This is a genomic window from Candidatus Tumulicola sp. (assembly GCA_036490475.1).
GTDB lineage: Bacteria > Vulcanimicrobiota > Vulcanimicrobiia > Vulcanimicrobiales > Vulcanimicrobiaceae > Tumulicola.
Map to the genome: position 1 here is coordinate 190,150 of DASXDT010000001.1, position 19,860 is coordinate 210,009.

Here is a 19,860-nt window from a genome sequence, read left to right on the forward strand (position 1 = left end):
CTGTGGTTAGGGCGGCGGTGTTGCCGATCCGCGACATTGCGCGGCAAGCGGGATCAACGTCTTTGTGAATTCGTGTTCGCGATCCAAAATGACACTAACACCTTGCAGCGCGGCGCGTGCGAGGGCGCGGGCCGGCAACTGCGCGTTAGGCGCGAGGCCGGGCGGCGGAGTCGGGCCGGTAAACGTTAAATCCGCACCAGCGGGATTATCGTTGAACATCCTCGAGAACTGTTGCGTCTCGGACGCACCATCCAACACGTTGAGTTCTGCGCGCTGTGCGCCCTCTGCAGCGCCAAGTTGGGATTTCAACTGCTCGATTGCCGCGTGATCGCTGCCCTCGTTCGTCGCCGCATCAGGTGCATCGCGCAGTAGGTCGTCGATCTCGTCGAGGTTGCGAATGATGGCCGAAACATCGTTCTCGAGATGAAGAGAGCCAAGCATGCGACCGTTACTAAGGCGGGTCCGATCCTCGAGAACCTTTTCGCCGTCTTCAATCGCAGCGTCATTTTGCATTAACGCCATGATGCTGGGGCCGATACGGTCGTGAAGGGCCGCGCATAGCGAGCGCGCCGTGACGTGCGTAATCTCTTTAAGCGGGCTCGCCTGCGGGCCAGGCGACGGCGCCGCTACTTGAGCGACGAGCACCGCAAACGTAATAACGTCGAGCATACGAATCACTCCGCGTAGATCGAACGATTTTTATCCGTTCGCCAGCCACCCCCGTGCGCCTGGCGTGCGCTGCCGAGCCGAAAAGGCAGCCACCGTAGGAACGACCTTGCAAGCCGGTTAAGCGCCTTTGCTTACTCCCAATTAGTGGAGAGGAAGGCTTTATGCGAACGATACTCGTTTTTCTTGCGATGGGAGCGGTGCTTGCATCGACCGCCTGCGCTTCGACGGTCGCGCCATCAACCGGCGCATCCGAGGCACAGTCATCGCTACTCAGTTCAAACGCGGTTCCGAAGCCATCACCCACTGTGCTACGGCAGCCCGATCTCGGGCCGAAACCGCGCGGTTGGATGCGCAAGGAAAGTCATTCAGGATCGCTGATCTACGTTGCCGACGGCAGCCAGGTGAAGATCTTCCCGGAAAGTGGTTCCAACCCGCCAGCCATTGGAGCAATTACCGACCAGGTGAATGGTGCATACGGGCTGTTCGTGGACGGGAAGCGGGATCTATTCGTCGCCAATTCTGCGACAATAACGGCGTATCGGCCAGGCGCCTTGCACCCGTATATCGTTTACAGCGATCCCGCCAGTCCACTGTACGTTGTTGAAGATCACGCGGGCAGGCTGTATGCCGCCAACCGGAATGGAACGGTCACTGAATATCCACCGCATCAAAGCAGTCCAGACCGGACGTTGCAAACGCCCGGGGTAGAAGCCGACGGAATAAACGTAGACGATGCGGGTAACCTATACGTCGCGTATCGTGGCGGGTCGACATCGGGTAGCATTGAGAAGTTCCCTCCGAACTCTACAAAAGGCCGTATTCTGGGCATGCTTCTCGACCAGCCGCAGGGCTTACAGCTCGATCACTCGGGAAACATCCTCGTCGTAGAGACCGGCGGCAAACAGGTTGTGGACATATTTCCGCCCGGAAGCCAATCCCCGTCCCAGGTCGTGCAAGCCACTAATGGCGTTACGCAAGTCGTTCTTCGTGAAGCTGAAGACAACATGTACGTTTCGAATTTCGCTAATGACAACATCTATATCAGCCACTATCCTCCGGGCGAGTTCCAACTCAAAATCGACACCGGTTTGAGGGGTGTTCAGGGCATGGCGCTTAGTAACGAAGAGCGATAAAACTGGTTAAGGCGGCGCCGTGGCGGTTCCCTGACACTGCGCGGTAAGGGGGATCAACGTTTGCATTAGGAGTTGCTCGCGAACCCGAATGACGCGTGTGACTTGCGTCGCGGCGTCGGCGACCGCATGTAGCGGAACGTTTTGTAAAGGAACGAGATCTGACGACGGTGCGTTTCCCGACATCCCCTCATCCGGCGGTGTGTCAGAGTACATCAGTCGCGTCATCCCCTGCGTCTCATTCGTGCCTTCGATGACCTTGACTTCGGCTCGCTGCGCTTCCTCAACGCTTCGCAACTCGGTTGTTAGTTGCTCCATCGTATTCGGCGCGTCGCGCAACAGATCGTCGATCTTGCTGAGGTTGCGAACGATGGCAGCGCCGTCGTTTTCAAAAATCACCGTGTCGAGCGGCCGCCCGCCACCCTCGCGTGCGCGGCGTTCTAGAATTTTTACGCCGTCCGCGATCGTCGCATCGTTTTGGATCAATGCCGACTCGCTGGGGGCGACCCGGTCGTGAAGCTCAATGCACGTTAGGCTCCCCGTAACGTGCGTGATCTCTTTCAGCGGACTCGCCTGCGGGCTAGGCGAGGGGGCCACTCCTCGAGCGAGGAGCGCGACAAAAAGCAAAACATCGAGCATACGAATCACCCCGCATCGACCGAACGATTTCTTACGCGTTCGAGCGTCGACCTAATTCGCCTTGCGGCAAAATACAATCAGGCGCGGCGAGGCAACAAAAAAGCCCGCAAGTGCTGCAGGCTTTTCTCGATGGTGGGCCATCCTGGTCTCGAACCAGGGACCTCATGCTTATCAAGCATATTTTGTCATGCGAAAACCTTATTTTATATGACTTTTTCGGGCATACATTGGGGGTTATTTTGGGGGTTAGTGGGCTAGTTTAGGGTTAGTAGAATTTCCCGGTTTTTGGTGGGTTAGTAACGCGGTATGGAGGTCGGAAGCCTCATGCTCTCTTAGGCCCTAACCCACCTCCGTTCGCAGGATGCTGACTCACCCTTAGAGCCGGGTTCTCTCGTGAAACGTCGCGGATGGGGACCGCATGCTTTTTGGCAGGCAGTCATGTGAGTGCATGAGCTAAGGACCTCATGCCAAGCGGAATCGCCGTATCTGCATCGCTTGACCCCCAAACACACGTTCGATATAATCGCGAGTATGAGCCTATTAGATTCACTCGAACAGCGCCGAGTACCGCCGCTCGCCAAAACAATGAGCGTCGTCATGGAACGGCGCGAACAAATGAGACTGGACAGAGACGAACTGCTCGAACACACCGAGGAGTTCGAAAAGGACCTAGAGCGTATCCTAAAGCCTTGGGCGCACAGCGTGGACCCGGTGACTGACCGATTACTGATTGCCGTTGAGGGGGTCACCGGAGCGGCGTGGGGTAGGCGTCTCCGCTTCTACAACGGTCACTTCATCGAGTTTGCAATCAGCCAAGAGGGTTCGCTGTCGATGTGGACGAGCGCCGATAATGTGCGTCAAGTTTTCGATGCCGGTATGTGCTTCAGGTTCAATGCGGCCGAAACCGGTGGCACCTTCGTGTTAGAGACGTTCGAGCAGCACGAGCATCACGGAATTCCACTTTCAAGTATTCTCGACGAACATATTGCGGCGGCCATCAATTTGCCGGAGCTTATCGAAGACAGCCTCGAACAACGTCCAGAGGGCAAATAAAAATAAAAGCCGCTCTTTAACCGGAGCGGCATAACGGCTTCGAGTCGCTGCTCGAATGTGCTAAAGGTGACGCGAAAGCTATGCCAACCCTTCGAACAATATGTCCGGGCGCATCTCATCGCAACGTTTGTGTAACTGTTCCCCCATCTCCTTAAATATGTGCACGAGTACGTCTTCAAGGGGTGCAGTGAGTTCATCGTATGGCTTCCCACTCTTTTCGGAAATAACCGGCCGATTAAGTTTCTCTACATCTTTTGTCGAACGCTTCGCTAATATCCGGCGGTAGGACAGCCTGTCTACTATGAGACGCATGATTCTCTCAACCAACTCAGCCCTATCGACTAATATTTGATAGTTCATATCTTCCAATTTTTTAGTGAAGTTCTTAGGTCCCTCAAACATCGTTATTCTATGCCTTCCGTGTTTTGTTTTTAATGTCAATTCGTTGTTAGCGGTTGCCGAGGCCGCTTTCGAACCGAAGAATCGCCACCCGAGTCGCTGCTCGGCATGTCTTGGGATGTGGCCTTAGGCGAGCTTGTCGAGTCGCTCGACGATTGCTGGAGGTATCGCAGCCACGTCAGCCGCGCTGATGCCTTTGCGTTGGGCGACGTTGTTGATGGCAGTCTTGAGTCCAAGCAGCTCGATTTCTGCGCCGCCATGCAGACCTTCAGCGAGTTCGCTGATGATGCGAGTGCCCTCAGGGTCGGCTGTCCTGTGAAGCGGCCGCATCACGCGCATCGCAATGCTTTTACGAGCCGCTGCGCGTTGTGCGTCCGTGCTTGTCGCGCTTCGAAGCGTCTCGACTTCGAGTGCGACGACTGCGCGGTCTTGCCGCGTCGCCTTGCGACTCATCTTCTCGATGGTCGCCGGGTCAGGGCTGGAGGCGACTTCGAACTGCCGCTGCGCGATGGACTTTGCAGAAGTTTTCATGCTGTTTCGCCTTTCAAAGCGTCGGGGTTCACCTGTTCGAGCATGACGGGAAGCACTACGTCGAGCGAGCCGCTCAAGCGCATGAGTTGTCCGGTCAGCCTGTCGTCGTTGGTTAACTCGTCGAGCGTGATGCTACCAAGTTCGGTGAGGCCGAGCGGTTCGAGAACGAGCGCCATCAATTCATTGTGGGCTGTTTTTTCTTCCTCGATGCTGTCGGCAAGTGCCGCTTTTCGGGTTAGCTCGCGAAACCGCGTTCGGTCTGCCAGTAGAGTCTCGACGGCCCTCTTAAAGAGGACCGCTTCTTCGGGTTCGGTCATGGGTTTGGCTCTTTCGTGCCGCGTCTTGCGGCAGTCGTTGATGACCCTTCAGCAGGGTCGGTTTAGGTCTACGCCACGCATCCGGCGCGCGTCTAAGACGGTGATGGTTGCTCTGAGCGCTCTTTAAGGTGCGGTGCGAGTATCTCGCGCAGTCGTCTCTCGACATCAGGTCTGGACATCATGCCGCGAATGACCCAGCTAACAACTCGGTACGATACACCAAGTTCTTTGCCGAGGTCCGCATACTTGAGGCCGCCGCGTTTGAACGCGTCAGCTAGGTCCCGGTTGGGATTCACGGGACGACCTTGCGGCCTTGCATCCTCTTCCAGCGCTCGAATCGCTTCGGTAATTTGTCGGGCCTCGCGTCGCTTCGTTCGCGCTTCTGCTTTGAGTTGTTCGATAAGCGCCTGCATCAGATGTCTCTCCAGCTTTTGGCCGCTCGCAGTAGCCCGACCATATCGTCGTCCGGTTGCAGTTTACGGATGCAGCCTCGGAGTTCGACTAGGCTCGGCCGATAACTAGCGTCGCGTACTGCGCCCGAGATAATGAAGTCGGTTTCGAAAACCGTTTCTTTCAGTAAGCCCCAATTGGGTCGCCCGAGCATCACGACAACGTCACGCAGTTCGAATGCGAAAACGAACAACGCCTCGTGCCCAACGCGAACCTCTAGCGAGTTCGCAACGGGTTGGATGGCTTGATACGCCGACGATTCCTCGACCGACGTGAACGAGTCGCCGGAAACTCGAACGCAGAACGCATTTCGAGCGCGAGCAAAAAGGTTGCCCGCTCCCGTATCAAAGCCCGTTGAGCCAAGAATCCCAGGTGCAATGCGACGCCAGCAGGACACGTTTGCGGTTTCTTTACGCCAGGGAGGTTGCCCGACGAGTTCGAGACCTTGTAACTCCGTGCCGAGCGCCGGGAACCGACCGGCCGCAATACGTTCAACCTGGTCGGCGACTCGCGGGATTACCGGAAGAGCGGTTGACGCGGATGTCACGAGGTTTCCCTCTCTGCCCGCTCCAGTGCGACTCTAGCGGTAACAACAAGGTGCGCTGCAGTCAGCGGCACTTGTAGGAGTTCAGGTGTGATAGGCACCTTGGGTGTTAGGATGTCGTTGAAGTACGCTGCCGCTCGGTCAAGCACGCTCTGCTTTCTTAGCAGGCCGTCCGCATGTCGAGATAGCGTTGAAGCGGATATGCCCAACGCCTTGGCAATTTGATAGTCAGGCGTCCCGCTGATGCTCAGCAGTTCCTTGAACAAAGTTGTCGTTTGCACAGTGATTTCCGTTGCATCGCACGTTGCTTCGTGCAGATGAAAAAAGAGAGACGCCGTGGACAACGTCCACAACGCCTTCGAGTGATTCGATTGTGAGATTCGTCGCGGACCGACCTGCGCGACAAGCCGGTCCGCTTCGTGTCGCGGAGTAAACGCGACGTTGAGCACGCCACCGACTGCGTGCCCTTCCCCTTCGCTTTGGGAAAAGTATTTGGTCTACGTCGAAGCCTCCGCCGCGCGGCTGAAGCGTAGCGAAGACTTCGAACGTGACTGTGGCCGAGCCAGACGAATCCAGCTACGGCCGTCCGTGACGTTCTGCACCATCACGGAGCATCACACGCTCGACTCGTCAGTCAAAAGGAACTGACGACTATGCGGTCGAGCAGTGCGATTGAGGAACGGTACCTCGAAGCCGTTGAGGTACCGTTCGAGCAGATGCGAGCTTCGGTTTCGCATCCGCAACCGAGGATTGAGCACCCTCGGTTTTCGCGCCCGGAGTTCGGAGCGCAAACTTGTTCGGGAATTAAAAAGAGCGAACCGGCCCTGTTGCGCCGTCGCTCATTTCCCCTACCTTAGTCATTATACCACGGAAATCTCAAAAGTCAAGTCCCATGAGCCGAAAAGCCCTGTGGTTATTGAGCTTTTCCTGAACGGTGTTGAACCAAGGCCGTCTGTTTAGACGAGCATTGCGGTCAAGACGGAGAGGTCCTCGACCCAAGACCTCTCCGTGTTGTTCGCCTTTGTCTACCGAATCGGACCCGCTCCGACACCACCCTTGTTCGAGCGCGACTGGGCGTTGTAAGCGTTCACGATTTGCGTGAGCAACTTACCGTCGAGGTAGACTGGCGTGCTAATTTGTAGCTTCAGTTGCGTCAGGCTTGCGCCGGTTGCAGTTCCGTAGCTACCCCGCCCGCCGTATCCAGGCGTTGCTGTTGGCGAGTATGGTGCGAGTTGCGTGTTGCCAAGTGACGAACCGGCAGCACCGCCAACGACTGCGTCTCCGCCCGCAGAACCTCCACCAGTTACCGGCGAGTTGTACGCACCGTATCCAGTTGAGCCGGACATACCGGAAGCCCATCCTTGTTCTTCAGCCGCGAATGTACTGCTGTCCATGCCGGGGGTGTTGTATCCACCCGCTGCACTTCCGCCGCCATACGAGTTGATGGAGACGATTGGCGAGTTGGTCGCGCCGGTAGCTTTCGCTTGCCATTGCGAGCCCAACTGTTCATAAGCTGTGACCGAAATCTGCTTGCCGTTCCACAGAGTAAATTCACCCTGATATTCGGATTTGATTCCAAGTCCGCTCGTACCGAGTGCGAGGATTTGTTTGGAGAGTGGGTCGTTCGGGTTCTTCTGCGCCCACGCGACCATCTGTTGACTCATCGGCAACGCGCCGTCTGCACGGTTGTATTGCGGTTGAGCGTTGATGGTTACGCCGTTGTAGGTTCCGGTCGTTCCGTTCATGTTGGACACGAACTGACCGTAGTTCTGCGTGTCGTACACATCTGGCTCGTCCGCTGCGGTTTCATGGTTGCCGAACAGGCCGCCAAGAATACCGCCCGCTGCGGGAAGCAACGCACCGATGATTGGCCCGATACCGGGAATCATCGAAGCAGCAGAGCCTAACGCTCCACCGACTGCACCCCAATCCGAACTGTTACCGGCACTCGTCTGCTCCATGCCGCCCAAAGCATAGCCTTGAGCCGCACCGCCGATGATGTTGCCAGCGATTTTACCACCAGTGGTGGCTTCCAGTTTCTGGAGTATCGGACCTAATGCCGCGCCGAGCGGACCGAGCAGTCCCGAGATGAGACTGAATCCGCTTTGCGTTAATGGCGAGTTTCCAGCGTCTGCTCCATAACCGGAACCAGACTGACTGTTCGCCATGTCTTGCGAGACTTTTTGTCCGGCCGACACGGCTGTTGCCGTCATCTGAGCGTCGGAGACTGCTAACGGAGTGGTTGAATCTCCGAGTTGCATTCCGCTCGATTGGTCAACGACCGATACAGCTACTGGGTTGGTATTCGAACCTGCGCCAGTTGTCTGCCCGTTCGCACCTTGCGTACCGCTCTTATTGTCGTCGGTACCGCTACCCGAGCCGCTTCCCGTAGCGCCCGGCATCTTAGCGACATCGGCTGCGAACTTTACTTCCCAGGCGTTGAGTTTATCAACGACTTGCGTCTTCGTGTTCTGCAGGATGTCATTCAGTCCATCACGGTTGACTTTGAGCATGTTCTGTTCAAGGTCGCGCGCTTTGGACGCCGGGTCTCCGAACATCGAGTTCGTGAGATTTTTGACGGTCTGCTGCCACCATGCGGTTACGGTGTTCGTGAGGTAGTCCTTGAAGAGGGACTGCATTCCCGAAAGTGCCGTTCCGCTGATGGCTTCTTTGTACGCGGCTTCGCGAGTCTGCGCGTTGTTCTGGTTACCCATAAGACGCGAGATGGATTGGTCGATTACTTGCTCACCGGCTTTTTCCAGCGCCGACTGCGTCGCTTTGTACGCAATCGAGTTCTGGATTTGTTCCTGTTGAGCGAGGAGCGGTAGCAGTTGCTGCTGGAGTCCGAGTAGTTGCGTTGCCGACTTCACGCGCTGTTGGTCGGCTTCGGTGAGACCGCCGGTTGTCGCAGCAGTGCTCTTAACCCATTCGTCGATTTTCTGCAACGAGTCGTCGATGCTGTTGTAACCGTCGATGAGTGTCTTCTGAGCTTGAACCGAACCATCGTCCAGTCCCATCAACTTGCCGAGGTCTTCGGCGTTCTTCGATGCGAGCGACCCGATGAGGCCGTCCATGTTCTTGCGGAACTCACTGAGGCTCTTGTCGGCTTCACTCAGGCCTTGGTTGGCTTTAAGCCCGGCCTTATTGATTTCGACGAGCATCTGAGCGAACACCGCCGCTTGTTTCGGGTCGCTCGATTTGAGCTTCTCGTACAAAGCGTAGATGGTAGCGCCCATCTCTTTTAAGGTGTTCACCTGACCACCGGCCGTGGCGAGCTTGCCCATCGTCGTCGTAACGTGCGAGAGCGAGTCGTCGAGACCGCTGATGTAGAATTGGAATGCTTGCGGTGAAGACATCGCCGGGGCCGACGAGCTTCCTACGCCCTTTACGTCACCGTATCCGAGGAACGACATTGGCATCGAGTGGACGCCAGCGATGTGCTTCGGTACGTTCGCAGACAGAGATGACCACGCATTGGCTTCCGCCATCGTCGTGGACTGTGTCTCTTTGAGCTTCTCTTTCTGCGTGTTGTAGAGTTGAAGGTTGCCCTTAGCCTTGGTGATGGCTTCGTCGGCCATACGCCAGGCTTTCGCTTCAGCGTAGACAGCCGATGAACGGTCGCCGCCCTTGACATTGCCCTTCGCATCGAGCGAGGCGTGGTGCGTCTTGATTAAGTCTTCGAGGTGCTGCTTCTGAGCGTCGAGAGACTTTATCTCTTTCTCAGTTGCCGTCTGGCCGTTGTAGATGGCATCGTTCTGCGTTTTGAATGCAGCGGCGAGCTTCTTGACGGTGTCCTCGGTAAAGCCGTTTGCGGCACCCACTTTGGTGAGTGTCTTGACGTATTGCTCGGCGGCGTTGGCGGTATCTCTCCACTTGGAGATTTGCGCCATCGCGTCGGCTTTGTCTTTATTGACGGCTTCAGCAGCGATTTGCTGTTCGGTGGCGACCTTGGGCTTCTTCCCGCCGCCCAGTCCCGCGCCCGGCATGGTCATGCCAGCACCGTTACCGCCCTTGGCTTGGTCGAGAAGTTTCTGCAACCACGGTGGAATCTGGTCGAGCTTGTCGTAGCCGGGGACATCACCCGTGTGATGGATTTTGTTGTATTCTTGTGCGAGGAGTTGTTTGATTAACTCTCCGGCATCGGTCCTGTCATCGTTGGTTGCGTGCGGGTTGTCGTACAACGTCCACATCGCATTGTTAAGTTGCTTCGCCATCGTGCCACCGTTGGCTTTGATGCGGTCGCGTAGCGCGTTCGCAGCATCACCATCAGGGACGAGTAGCGGGTTCTTGACAATGTCGCCGGTCGTATCGAGGATGCCCTTACCGCCGCTTTCGGCACCGTGCGTGCCCATGTCAACGGCCGCGTCGATGCGCGACATCTTGTCGAAGTTCTGCAACGCCGACATGGCTGCGTACATCGCCGCAAGCGGACCGATGGCGCGAATTGCGTTACCGGCAATAGTGCCGAGTCCGGCTGCGAAGGCGCTCAGGCCGCGCGTAGCACTCGCTTCTGCGACTGCCTGCACGTCTGCCATTGCGACTCCGGCCTTTTCACAGGCCGCCGCGAACCCGCCTAACTGCCAGTTGACTGCTTCGATTTTAGCTTGCAGCATCTGCAGTGCGGCCTGTTCGCGCTCCATTTGCGCCGTGGCGTCGTTGACGGCCCCGACAGTGTTGAGTTCCGCGTTGACGAAGGTCTGCGCCGAGAGCGCGGCTTCCGTCTGAGCGCCCTTGAGGACGGTGACGTTGGCCGCAGCAGCAGCCGCAGCGGCTCCCGTACCTTGCAGCATCGCTGCGACGCGAGAGAAGCCGAGTAGGAAACCGTAAGACACGCCGAGCTTGATGACCGAGGTAGCAGCACCGATGACCGCACCCGAATGCGCGGCCAGCACTGGGAAGAGCGTGCCGGACAGGAACGACGCTACCCGCGTTGCGGTCGGGAGAAGTTGCGTACCGAGTGCGAGGTTCAGTTCTTGGAACGATGCCTTCAGACGTTCGACTTGACCATTGTAAGTGGACATTTCCGCCGAAGCGATGAGTTCCAACGTACCTTGTGACTTGCCGCGAATCTGGTCCGCGAGGTCTTTCGTCTGTTGCAATGTTTCGATGAACGTGCGCCAGGTATTGATGGTCTGCGGTTTGACGCGCAGCAGTCCGTCAGCCTGAGCTTGCTTCAGTTTGTCAACATTGGCAATTGCGGCGTCCATGAAATGCTCGGAGTCCTGGAACGCGCCGGGTCCGAGAATGCTAATCCACTCTTTGAGTTGCTTGCCGCCCTGGTTGAGCGAACCGAACATCGTCGAAACTTGCGTGCCGACTTTGCTGCCGGTCTGTCCGAGGTTTTCGATTTGCTTTGCGACGGTCGCGATGATGAGCGCGTCGTCCATGCCTTGTGCGCGCAGCGTTGCGCCCGACTCGGCCATACCTTCAAAGATGTCGCGAATGCCTTCGTTCTTCGAACTGGTACCCGGTTGAGCCTTAAGCACCGGCGCAATACGCGTCGCAGCATAGGCAATCTGGTCGTACAGTTTCGGAATCTGTCCGAGCGACAGTCCGAGTTCGTGCCAGATGGAGACAGACTTCTGGTAGACTTCGAGCGAGTCGATACCCGACGCGCGATGGAACTTCTCAGCGTCTGCAGCCAGCTTTGCAGCGGCGGCGAGAGCGGTCTGCGAGTCCACGAGCTTGCCGGTGGCATCGTGCATTTGCGAGGTCTGTTTCGTCCACAAGCCGATGGCTTGCTGAACGTCGGTGATGTCCGAACCCCACTCCTTGGCGATGATGATGGCGTCTTTCAGCGCGGCATTCGTGTCGATTTGCGCGTTGTAGATACGCTGGAGCACCTGCTCCATCTGGACGTTCGAGGCTTCGTTCAGCGAGTTCATCACTTCGCCGAGTGCCGTGTTGAACGTCTTCATCACCAGTTCGTACTCGACGAACTTGAAGACGGTGTTGCCGACGATACGGCCGAGCATATCGAAGGCGTCTTTTTGCTTGCCAACAGCGGCTGCATTGCGGCTCGCGATGTTGGAGATGTCTGTTAGCCCACCACCGCCATTCGACATACCTGCAGTCGCGTTGCGGCGCTGCGCGTCGGCAATCTTGTTCTCAACGGCCAGCCGCTTCTCGGCCACCGTGAGCATCGTGTTCTGATTCTTGATGGCCTGCGCTGCGCCCTGATTGGACGAGACAGTGACCTTCTGGATACTGGCAACGGCTGCGTTCGTGCGCTTGACGAATTCTTGAACGGCCGCATCGGCTTGTGAGGCGTCTACACCAATTGAGAAGAGAAAATCGCTCGCCGCCATGGCCGGACCTCATCTGATTGAAACTGCTGCGCCCATAGGCGGCTGTTGAGGGAAACTCTGCGAGAGTGCTGACGCAATGACCGACACATCAGCACTCGCGGCAGAGGGTCGCGACGAAATGACAACATCGCGACAATGGTGCGCGTCTGAGACGCACCGCCGGGAGGATTTAACCCGGCTTCCTGCGCGTAGAAAGACCGCGCAGAAACTTTGAATAGAAGCGCCGACGCATGGCCTGCTCACCTTGCGTCGGCGTTCGCCCTTCGCTCCAGGAGTACCGGAGCGAGACTTACCTGCGGATTTAGGCCGCTTCTCGGACTTCGACCGTCACCGTCGCGTCATTCGTGGCGTCGAGATTCACAAGCCTGAACTGCAGCGCGTCCGCAGCTTTGTATTGGTCGAGCGCGACGTACTGCTGCGATACGACCGGGGATGCCGAGTTGGCTGCTGGAGCAACGGTTGCGAGGTCGGCGAAGTCGCTGAACGACGTTCCCTCGTCGATGCTGACTCCGACCTGCAGCTTTACACCCGTCGTCGCACCTGTGGCGTCGTAGTGTGCCAGCAGTGACGCAGACAGAGACGAGAACTTGGCCGCGAGTTGGGTCGCTGGCAACGTGACCAACGCACCCTTCCCGACGACGCCGGAGAAGGGCGTCACTTGCTGGCGCTCTTCGCGTCCGGCTTCTTGGTCTTGCCGGAGTCTGCAACGATTTCGATAGTCGGCGAATCGCCCTCGGAAAAGATTTTGAGACGACGGCGGGTCTCGGTGTTCTTCTTGCGGTTCTCGGCGACTAACGCCCACGCTTCATCCACGAGGTCGTCATACAGCCGCTTCGGCATGTCTTTATCGCGCTCGGGCATCTCGATGTCCTCGTCCTGCAGTTGGACGCGGTGAATGCTGCTGTTCGGCCCAACGTCGAACGCGGGAGTCTTTGTCTCGCACATCGCGTCTTGGGATGGCTCCATCCAGTATTTGATGTCGAACATCTGGCCGGTGCCAACGTCGATGACGCGGTTTTTGAGAAATCTGATGTCAATGTAAGTCATTTCGTGTTACTCGTGTGTGGTTAGTTGCTGGCGCTCTCCGCGCTCGTACCGGATACGATTTCCGGCGTAGGTTGGTCTTGCGTCGCCTCATCGTCGATTTCGACGTGTGCCGCAGAGCCGGAAGCATTTTCAAGCCATAGGCGCAGTACGCGTGTTCGCGGCGGGAGAGCCCCGAAGTTCACAACGGTCGTCTTCGAGTCGAGCGTGACGCTTCGGTGATAACTGCCGAAGTTGCGCCCATTCTGTGAGGACTGCACACTTAGGCGGACCTTTCCGGCAGGCGTAGCTCGTGCGGAGAATTGCGTGACGGCGTCGTTGCAGTCGAGACTATGCTCGACCGATTCGCCGGACGCCAAGTTGATGATGGTACTCATGGGGCTCCAAATTGAAGAAGCGCCCGGTGAGAGCGCTAAGTTATAAGCGAGAGTGAACGCGTCGCGCTAAACGTCGGCAAGTAGCTTCGTTAGCTTACGACCAAAGAATTGTTCGAGCTTTATGGCTGTCCCGGAGGTTGGACCGGGGATTAGGCGGCCTTGCTCGATTTTGGAGTAGCTGGAATAGCCGAGACGCACGCGCTCGCTGACTTCGCGTTGAGTTAGGCCGCGACGCTGCCGCTCGAAAGAAAGTTGTGTCAAGAGTTGGCTCCGATGAGAATGGAAAGTTGTCGGCGGCTTCAGGGCGACTAGGACCGCTAATCAGGTGCTAGTTTTAGGCCCCTCACTATAATCAGGCACCCCGGTATATGGTTTAGTTGAGGAGTGCCTCGACCTCATGGTTTCGCCATTTGTCCTTCCTGAAGTACTTGTTCATCTTCTTTCGAAGACGCCTGATGACGTATCGTTGAACCCCTTGGACATGTTTGGCGGCCTTGAAGGCTTCTGCACCGACTCGCTCTCGATGTCGCTCTGCGGACACCTTAGCGAAGTGCTTCGTGCAGAGCGTCTCGACGTTGTCCAAACTTCGCGGTTTGGAAGTGTCCACAATCCGCACGAGAAGACGCTGCTTGATACGGTCGCCGATGGGATACTCTGCATTCAGCCAGGCCTGGTAAGGGTCTTGCTCGGTGTCGTCACGTTCTTCGTTGTGTTCTTCAACGGGCGGTTCACATCGCACGCAGCCGCCATCCCGTTCGATTGCAGCCTTTCGGAGCGCGGAGCCCTTCAGATGGCGGCCGGATTTGACTTGGTGCGCTCGCACTTGGCATAGCTGCGAACAGTAACGCTTAGGGCCACGCTCGGGGAAGCTCTCTAAGCACTGACCGGTTTTGCGAGACTTGTAAGCACACCGAAGATTTTTAGGTTCGTCTTTACTTTTCACTTTAACACCGGGTTAGAACGGAAGCTCGACGACTTCGTTGCCCGCGTTGATTTCTGCAACAATCTCGCCAAGTCGCCGATGCGTTAGCGCGTCCTTGATTTTCGGTTGGAGCGACTCGGGATACATCGCAAGCTCTGCTCTCCCGGTGGCGATGGCATCGGCGCACTCGTCGATTTGCTCCTGCGAGTATTCGGGAACCGCCGAGCCCGCACGACGCGCCCGCCCTTCCGCCCGTTTGAATGACTCCGCACGCGCGGCTACGGTGTGCAGTTTCTCGTCGAACTCGGGCCACCAAGGCTCTACAGGATACCCGGCTTCAATGGCATGGATGTAAAGCGCGGTCGGTTTCTGCACCGGCTTACCGATAGAGTATTGCCGGGCAATCTTGCGGGGCAGCCAGTGCGCCCACATGTGGCAGAACGCAACGCCTCTGAGCCCCACAAGCCTGTCCAGTTCGCCTGTGTTCAACGGCTCGCCAATCACCATAGGGAGAATGAGACCGTCGATGTCAGGCTGCAGGTTCTCGAAGTCGTCGCTCGCGAGCGTTCCGTCCGGCAATAGCAGTTCGGTGCTCACCTTAGGCATGGGTGCCTGATGGTCGCCATCGGTGGACGTGTGCGCCGAGGTCAGCCCGAAGCCAAGGTCTCCATCGCCAACGCTCGCCCCGGAGCCAGCAGAATTACCTATGGAATGAGACGCGCTCGTTGACTCGCGCTCAAGGTCGGCTTCGCCTCCAGCGTCCAGCAGAGAAGCAGAATTATCAATAATTGAATTTCTGCTCCCGCCGCCGGTGGTAGCGTCGGTAGGCGAGGTGCCGCCGAGCGGAGCGTTCTTGTTCTCGGTTTTATTCTGCTTCGTCTGCTTAGTGGCATAATTGTTCCAGGTTACCTGGCATAATTGTTCCAGGTCATCTGGCACGATTGTTCCAGGTCGCGGACTCACGGACAGAGCTTCAATCTGGCACAATTGTTCCAGGTCTGCGCGGTTAATCCGATACGTCACCTGGTTACGGCCGTCGCGACCGGCTTCAGACACCGCACCTAAAGTGAGTAGCCGCTGCAGTGAGTCACGAACAGTCTTACGGGACACTCCCGCGAGTGCAGCGATACGAACTTGGCTCGGCCAGACGTTGTCGCTCTTTCCGAAGTCGTGCCGGAGCAGCGTAATCAGGACGAGCTTTTCGTTACCTTTGAGAACCTTGGTGTCGAGAACGAAGTTCGGCACCTGCGTGTAACCGCCGAGATAACTACGAGGGGCGGTTTGCATAGAAACCCTGGGGCATAGAGCCCTCGGTCGCGGTCAGGATGCCGGTCCGGTACAGTTCTGATTTCGCTCGGCGGACATTCCGGTTGGAGCAGCCGATGCGATGCTCAATTTCGGAAACGGTAAGGCCTTCGCGTACAGCGTCGGCAACGCGTTGCAGGAACGAGTCGGTCATTTTGCCGTTCTCGCTGCATGGGATTGGATGTGGAGAGCTAGGGGCGACGCATCACCGCGCGCGCCCGTTGAGGTCCGCATTCCAGCGGACGAAGGAGTTGTCTTCACCGATTAACCTGGTGGAGGGCAGTTACCAATTCAGCCCGGTCGAACTTCGGGGTCGCCTGTCGTCCCCGCGTTGATACCGACACGAACCTATACGACAGCTTCCCCGTCGTCTTGACTATCAGCGCGAACTCTGTGAGGCCGTATGCCCTCGCGCCGTTATGCAGGTCCAAATCGCCGAAGACCTTCGCCGACAAACAGAAAACGATGTCGGCTTCGCCGCATCGTTGAACCTCTCACCATCATTATAACACAGGAATTGCATTTGTCAAGATGCGATGACGCGTAACTATTCCAAAAACCCTATATGTCATAGTATCTTTGGCCGTCGCGACCGACTTACTCATCGTTGCTGGAGAGACGTTCGGCTGAACGGTATTGAACCTCGAACGATGTCAACGGTATATTAGCCGACGCCCGGTGCGAGTCTAAGGTGAACACCTTAATTGTAAGAACCTGTCAACACTGGCCGGTCGTCGCACGTCTAACTGTGGAAGTATCGCTGTAAACTCTTCCTCGTAGCGTAGATGCAGTCGTCCATTAAGGTGAACACCTTAGTCGGCAGGCCGTTCGCGGTCCTCGTCCATTGAGGTGAACACCTGAGCGCTCTGGACGTGTATCCGGTGTTCCTCAATTAAGGTGAGCACCTTAGGCCGCGACCTATTTGTCAACACCTTCGTCAGCCATGGGTAACGCGCGTTAGTCGTCGTTCTCGTCGTCTTCGTCATCGTTGAACGTACCGATGACATTTAAGTAGCGACGTTGATTCAGGACTTCCGAGATTGTTTCGCCACCGGTGCCGACGACGCGCGCAGTCTTGGGTGAATACTGCCCTGACCGGTACCCGTGAGGGACGAAGCCTTTCACCTGGTAGAATAATCCGAAGACGTGCTCCGCACCACGCGCTGAGATAGTCATCGGATTCTCACGGTCCTCTTCTTCATTGATTGGCCCACTCCACTCAAGTTCAACTAGTTCTTCAGGCTTTAGCGGCAAGTTGACCTCGACATCAACGCTGAAGTTATCTCCGACCTGTACGTCTACGTCCTGGCGCATTGATTTATCGAACTCCGCAGGCGTGAAACAGATAACACTGGCAACGAAACTGTCGAGCGGTATCTGCAGCGACGCGAGCACGGCGGTCTTGACGAGACTCTTGCGGCCGTCGTCATCTCTGTTCTCAAAGCCGTTCCATATAACAAGTAGCGACGCCTTACCCATAGGAAGCGGGATGTAGTGACTCGCCGCTCCGGGCAACGACCGAGACACCGCGTCAAGAATGGGCTTCTGGTACTTCCCCAGTGAATCGAACTTTACGGTCTGCTCGTATCTGAACGACATCGTATCTTCTCCGTCTGGTCGTCGTGGCTAAAGTGGAAGCTGCCTCGGGCCTTTGATGTGCTCCAACCGCCGAAGCACTCGTGAACTGTGTTAGCTGCTGCCGCTCCCTGGGCAAAAGATTGGAAACGACTTCGAGACTGATATTCCGCACACATTCCAATATGTAGTGCCTTGCGCGTTGCGCTCGACGAGGCGACCTACATACACAAAAGCATCGACTCTCGTTTTTAGACGAAAGAACTGGTCAACACTTATGTTCGTCATAAACGAGTAGGCGTGCAAGGCCTTTTGCGGGTCGCAATCACCTAGATAGTCAATTGGCTCCTCGGCCGCCGGATATGTTTCCACTGCTCCTTTGTTAGTTGCCGCTGCCGCCGACAAGTCGTCTTGAAAGCCCTCAATCATGCGATGAACTTTCGCCGGAGACATGTTTCTCGGTATCACGGAACCCTTCGCGTAAAGCTGAACATTGGTGTCTTGCTCTCCAAAGTTTGCGAAGCATACAGTCGTGTAGAAGTAAAGTGCCTCCGGGATGTTACCGTTTGACTTGTCCGTGAAATTGGCTGGTCGGGAAGGGCCATAGTCCCTTACCATCGCTGTAGGATTCGGGTTCGGCGTCGGACTTGCTGACGAAATATCGTTCCCAATTGTTGAAGAACTTCCAGCCGATTTAAGCGCGGCGCAAATTAAAACAACTGCAATGCAACCAACTGGTATTGCAACGAGGAGACGGCGGGGAGTCGTCCACCAAGCATCTAGTGGCAGCACGTCCCAAAGAAACCATAAGAAAGAAGCAACTCCGCCAATGCAAAGGGTAACTTGAAAAAACGTGTTTGAAAGATATAGCGCACCAATAAGTCCGCCCACGGCAAGCACGAAGGGAACAGCGGGGTGCGAGTACCAAGGACGTTTCAGTTGCCCCGTCGAGTGCGAGAACACCCTCACCGTCCTAGCGGTCCTGATGCCGGAGCCTACATATTCCCAGGTGCAGCCTTGGGCGGAGTGCCCAAAATTATGGCACGGAGCAAATCGCGTTCCCGCAGATACGCGGTCTCTGACATCGTTATGCTCGACGCATTGCACTTCGCCAGTCTTAGGGACGATTTCGCCCGGTCTATAGAACTCGGCCATCCTGGCGACACCTCCAGTTCATACAACAGCGGTTAGAGCCAAATGGCTCCCCATAATTTTCGAACTCTACTTCTACGGAACTGCGAGTGCGTTCTGCCGGGCGACCTATCCCCCTTAGTTCAACCGCACGAGCCATCGACGCGCGTCGTCCTGCACCCACTCGCCTACGTCGTCGAACGGGCCCGGATGCTGCTCCAAGGACCGGAGAGCTTCGAGTAAGGTGTTCACCTCAAACCGCATCACGGCGACAGTAACCGTTTCCCGGATGAGGTGCGTAGTTGGGTGTGTAGTGGCGCGACAGCGACCGAGACTCCGGCCAATCTGCAACCCATCCCCCGGTCTCGCGTCGTGAACCGATGAGCAGGTAGGTGGCGAGCCGTTCCGCTGCCTGCCTAGCCTCGCGCACGCTATCCGAGGGGTTGAATTTGCGCCTTTCCTAGGTTACGATAATAGAAGGTTATCGTAAGTCAGGAGGTTGTTATGATTGCACCGCTGCCCGGCACATCGCTCGACACCGCTACCGTACTCGATGGGCTTGCCGACAAGGCTCGTGCGTATGCTGAGGGTGCTCGCGCCGACAACACACGTCGCGCCTATGAGTCCGACCTGCGGGCGTTCTGCTCGTGGTGTCAGACGCGTGGTCTAACGTGCCTTCCTGCGACCGCTGAGACGCTCTCGCTCTACATCGCGGACGTTGGCGAGTCGATGAAGCCTGCGACGCTGCAGCGGCGTCTAACAGCCATTGCAGTCGCGCACAAGGCAGCCGGTTACGAATCGCCGACCGCGCACGAAGTCGTCCGTTCGGTACTGACCGGTGTACGACGCAAACTAGGGGTGGCTCAGGTCCAGAAGCTGGCCCTAGCTGTTGACGATGTGCGAGCGATTGTTGACGAGCTTGGTGATGACAAACCTATCGACGTTCGGGACCGAGCCCTTCTGCTGCTGGGATTCGCAGGAGCGTTACGCCGGTCTGAACTGGTCGCGCTGGACGTGGCCGATGTCGCATTCGAGAAGCAGGGTGTCGTCATTGTGTTGCATCGCTCGAAGACGAATCAAGAAGGCGACATCGAGCGCATCGCTGTTCCTTACGGTTCGGACTACAGGACGTGCCCGGTGCGTGCGCTACAGGCTTGGATTGAGGTCGTTGGCGATGGTCCGCTGTTCCGTAGCATCGACCGGCACGGAAACCTCGGCAATCGGCTGTCGGCGCATTCCGTCGCGCTCGTCGTCAAAGCGCGCGCCGAGCAAGCTGGACTCGACCCTGCACTCGTTGCCGGTCACTCCCTGCGTAGCGGCTTTGCGACGAGTGCAGCGCGTGCCGGTAAGTCTGAGGCTGCTATCATGCGTCAGACGCGCCACAAGAGCGTTACCGTCGCGCGCCGGTACATCCGGCAGGGAACGATGTGGGACGACCACGCGGGGCACGGAATCGGCCTCTGAGG

At 57.0% G+C, this 19,860-nt stretch carries 19 protein-coding genes; 4 read left to right on the plus strand and 15 right to left on the minus strand.

The genetic code is table 11. From position 1 onward, the window contains the following. Window positions 1-6: 6 nt before the first annotated feature. Window positions 7-669: a hypothetical protein gene (locus VGF98_01050; protein ID HEY1680216.1), complete on the minus strand. Its 663-nt coding sequence runs from the start codon at window positions 667-669 to the stop codon at window positions 7-9. A gap of 161 nt (window positions 670-830) precedes the next feature. Between VGF98_01050 and VGF98_01055 the strand changes: the two genes are divergently transcribed. After that, entirely contained in the window at window positions 831-1,802 is a 972-nt protein-coding gene (locus VGF98_01055; GenBank protein ID HEY1680217.1) for a hypothetical protein, read from the plus strand. Window positions 1,803-1,808: 6 nt separating this feature from the next. Here the strand turns inward: VGF98_01055 and VGF98_01060 are convergent, their stop codons facing one another. After that, complete coding sequence (locus VGF98_01060) at window positions 1,809-2,447, minus strand: hypothetical protein (GenBank protein ID HEY1680218.1); 639 nt, start codon at window positions 2,445-2,447, stop codon at window positions 1,809-1,811. 522 nt (window positions 2,448-2,969) lie between these two features. Here VGF98_01060 and VGF98_01065 point away from each other — a divergent pair. Then, entirely contained in the window at window positions 2,970-3,491 is a 522-nt protein-coding gene (locus VGF98_01065) for a hypothetical protein (protein HEY1680219.1), read from the plus strand. 525 nt (window positions 3,492-4,016) lie between these two features. Here VGF98_01065 and VGF98_01070 read toward each other — a convergent pair. From VGF98_01070 to VGF98_01110, 9 genes are all read right to left on the minus strand, one after another. Beyond that, window positions 4,017-4,421, minus strand: a complete 405-nt coding sequence (locus VGF98_01070) for a hypothetical protein (protein HEY1680220.1) — start codon at window positions 4,419-4,421, stop codon at window positions 4,017-4,019. Next, entirely contained in the window at window positions 4,418-4,738 is a 321-nt protein-coding gene (locus VGF98_01075) for a hypothetical protein (GenBank protein ID HEY1680221.1), read from the minus strand. Before VGF98_01075 ends, VGF98_01070 begins: the two co-directional genes overlap by 4 nt. Window positions 4,739-4,830: 92 nt before the next feature. Further along, window positions 4,831-5,151 (minus strand): hypothetical protein, encoded by a 321-nt coding sequence (locus VGF98_01080; GenBank protein ID HEY1680222.1) that lies wholly within the window; start codon window positions 5,149-5,151, stop codon window positions 4,831-4,833. Then, complete coding sequence (locus tag VGF98_01085; GenBank protein HEY1680223.1) at window positions 5,151-5,585, minus strand: hypothetical protein; 435 nt, start codon at window positions 5,583-5,585, stop codon at window positions 5,151-5,153. Before VGF98_01085 ends, VGF98_01080 begins: the two co-directional genes overlap by 1 nt. Before the next feature lie 146 nt (window positions 5,586-5,731). Next, window positions 5,732-6,181 carry a hypothetical protein gene (locus VGF98_01090; protein ID HEY1680224.1) on the minus strand — a complete coding sequence of 150 codons (450 nt, stop codon included), beginning with the start codon at window positions 6,179-6,181 and terminating at the stop codon, window positions 5,732-5,734. A 576-nt stretch (window positions 6,182-6,757) separates the two neighbouring features. Continuing rightward, entirely contained in the window at window positions 6,758-12,040 is a 5,283-nt protein-coding gene (locus tag VGF98_01095) for a hypothetical protein (GenBank protein HEY1680225.1), read from the minus strand. 301 nt (window positions 12,041-12,341) lie between these two features. Next, window positions 12,342-12,698: a hypothetical protein gene (locus tag VGF98_01100; GenBank protein ID HEY1680226.1), complete on the minus strand. Its 357-nt coding sequence runs from the start codon at window positions 12,696-12,698 to the stop codon at window positions 12,342-12,344. Next, window positions 12,695-13,027 (minus strand): hypothetical protein, encoded by a 333-nt coding sequence (locus VGF98_01105; GenBank protein HEY1680227.1) that lies wholly within the window; start codon window positions 13,025-13,027, stop codon window positions 12,695-12,697. The genes VGF98_01100 and VGF98_01105 overlap by 4 nt, the downstream gene beginning before the upstream one ends. Window positions 13,028-13,107: 80 nt before the next feature. After that, window positions 13,108-13,461, minus strand: a complete 354-nt coding sequence (locus tag VGF98_01110) for a hypothetical protein (protein HEY1680228.1) — start codon at window positions 13,459-13,461, stop codon at window positions 13,108-13,110. A 481-nt stretch (window positions 13,462-13,942) separates the two neighbouring features. Between VGF98_01110 and VGF98_01115 the strand changes: the two genes are divergently transcribed. Beyond that, entirely contained in the window at window positions 13,943-14,293 is a 351-nt protein-coding gene (locus VGF98_01115) for a hypothetical protein (GenBank protein ID HEY1680229.1), read from the plus strand. Between the two features lie 123 nt (window positions 14,294-14,416). Here the strand turns inward: VGF98_01115 and VGF98_01120 are convergent, their stop codons facing one another. The 4 genes from VGF98_01120 to VGF98_01135 all read right to left on the minus strand — a co-directional run bounded on the left by VGF98_01120 (window position 14,417) and on the right by VGF98_01135 (window position 18,163). Further along, complete coding sequence (locus VGF98_01120) at window positions 14,417-15,628, minus strand: helix-turn-helix domain-containing protein (GenBank protein ID HEY1680230.1); 1,212 nt, start codon at window positions 15,626-15,628, stop codon at window positions 14,417-14,419. A gap of 22 nt (window positions 15,629-15,650) precedes the next feature. After that, window positions 15,651-15,842: a hypothetical protein gene (locus VGF98_01125; GenBank protein ID HEY1680231.1), complete on the minus strand. Its 192-nt coding sequence runs from the start codon at window positions 15,840-15,842 to the stop codon at window positions 15,651-15,653. Window positions 15,843-16,645: 803 nt separating this feature from the next. Beyond that, a complete protein-coding gene (locus VGF98_01130; GenBank protein ID HEY1680232.1) occupies window positions 16,646-17,287 on the minus strand; it encodes a hypothetical protein in 642 nt (213 codons plus the stop codon). 90 nt (window positions 17,288-17,377) lie between these two features. Beyond that, entirely contained in the window at window positions 17,378-18,163 is a 786-nt protein-coding gene (locus VGF98_01135; protein ID HEY1680233.1) for a hypothetical protein, read from the minus strand. 735 nt (window positions 18,164-18,898) lie between these two features. Between VGF98_01135 and VGF98_01140 the strand changes: the two genes are divergently transcribed. Beyond that, on the plus strand, window positions 18,899-19,858 hold the full coding sequence (locus tag VGF98_01140; protein ID HEY1680234.1) for a site-specific integrase: 960 nt from the start codon (window positions 18,899-18,901) through the stop codon (window positions 19,856-19,858). Window positions 19,859-19,860 lie beyond the last annotated feature (2 nt).

Excerpts from the sequence above, each read along its gene's own strand:
- VGF98_01125 (HEY1680231.1), bottom strand. The coding sequence starts at position 15,842 with ATGACCGACTCGTTCCTGCAACGCGTTGCCGACGCTGTACGCGAAGGC.
- VGF98_01140 (HEY1680234.1), top strand. The coding sequence starts at position 18,899 with ATGATTGCACCGCTGCCCGGCACATCGCTCGACACCGCTACCGTACTC.
- VGF98_01105 (HEY1680227.1), bottom strand. The coding sequence starts at position 13,027 with ATGTTCGACATCAAATACTGGATGGAGCCATCCCAAGACGCGATGTGC.
- VGF98_01055 (HEY1680217.1), top strand. The coding sequence starts at position 831 with ATGCGAACGATACTCGTTTTTCTTGCGATGGGAGCGGTGCTTGCATCG.
- VGF98_01130 (HEY1680232.1), bottom strand. The coding sequence starts at position 17,287 with ATGTCGTTCAGATACGAGCAGACCGTAAAGTTCGATTCACTGGGGAAG.
- VGF98_01050 (HEY1680216.1), bottom strand. The coding sequence starts at position 669 with ATGCTCGACGTTATTACGTTTGCGGTGCTCGTCGCTCAAGTAGCGGCG.
- VGF98_01095 (HEY1680225.1), bottom strand. The coding sequence starts at position 12,040 with ATGGCGGCGAGCGATTTTCTCTTCTCAATTGGTGTAGACGCCTCACAA.
- VGF98_01080 (HEY1680222.1), bottom strand. The coding sequence starts at position 5,151 with ATGCAGGCGCTTATCGAACAACTCAAAGCAGAAGCGCGAACGAAGCGA.
- VGF98_01075 (HEY1680221.1), bottom strand. The coding sequence starts at position 4,738 with ATGACCGAACCCGAAGAAGCGGTCCTCTTTAAGAGGGCCGTCGAGACT.
- VGF98_01065 (HEY1680219.1), top strand. The coding sequence starts at position 2,970 with ATGAGCCTATTAGATTCACTCGAACAGCGCCGAGTACCGCCGCTCGCC.
- VGF98_01115 (HEY1680229.1), top strand. The coding sequence starts at position 13,943 with ATGTTTGGCGGCCTTGAAGGCTTCTGCACCGACTCGCTCTCGATGTCG.
- VGF98_01070 (HEY1680220.1), bottom strand. The coding sequence starts at position 4,421 with ATGAAAACTTCTGCAAAGTCCATCGCGCAGCGGCAGTTCGAAGTCGCC.
- VGF98_01110 (HEY1680228.1), bottom strand. The coding sequence starts at position 13,461 with ATGAGTACCATCATCAACTTGGCGTCCGGCGAATCGGTCGAGCATAGT.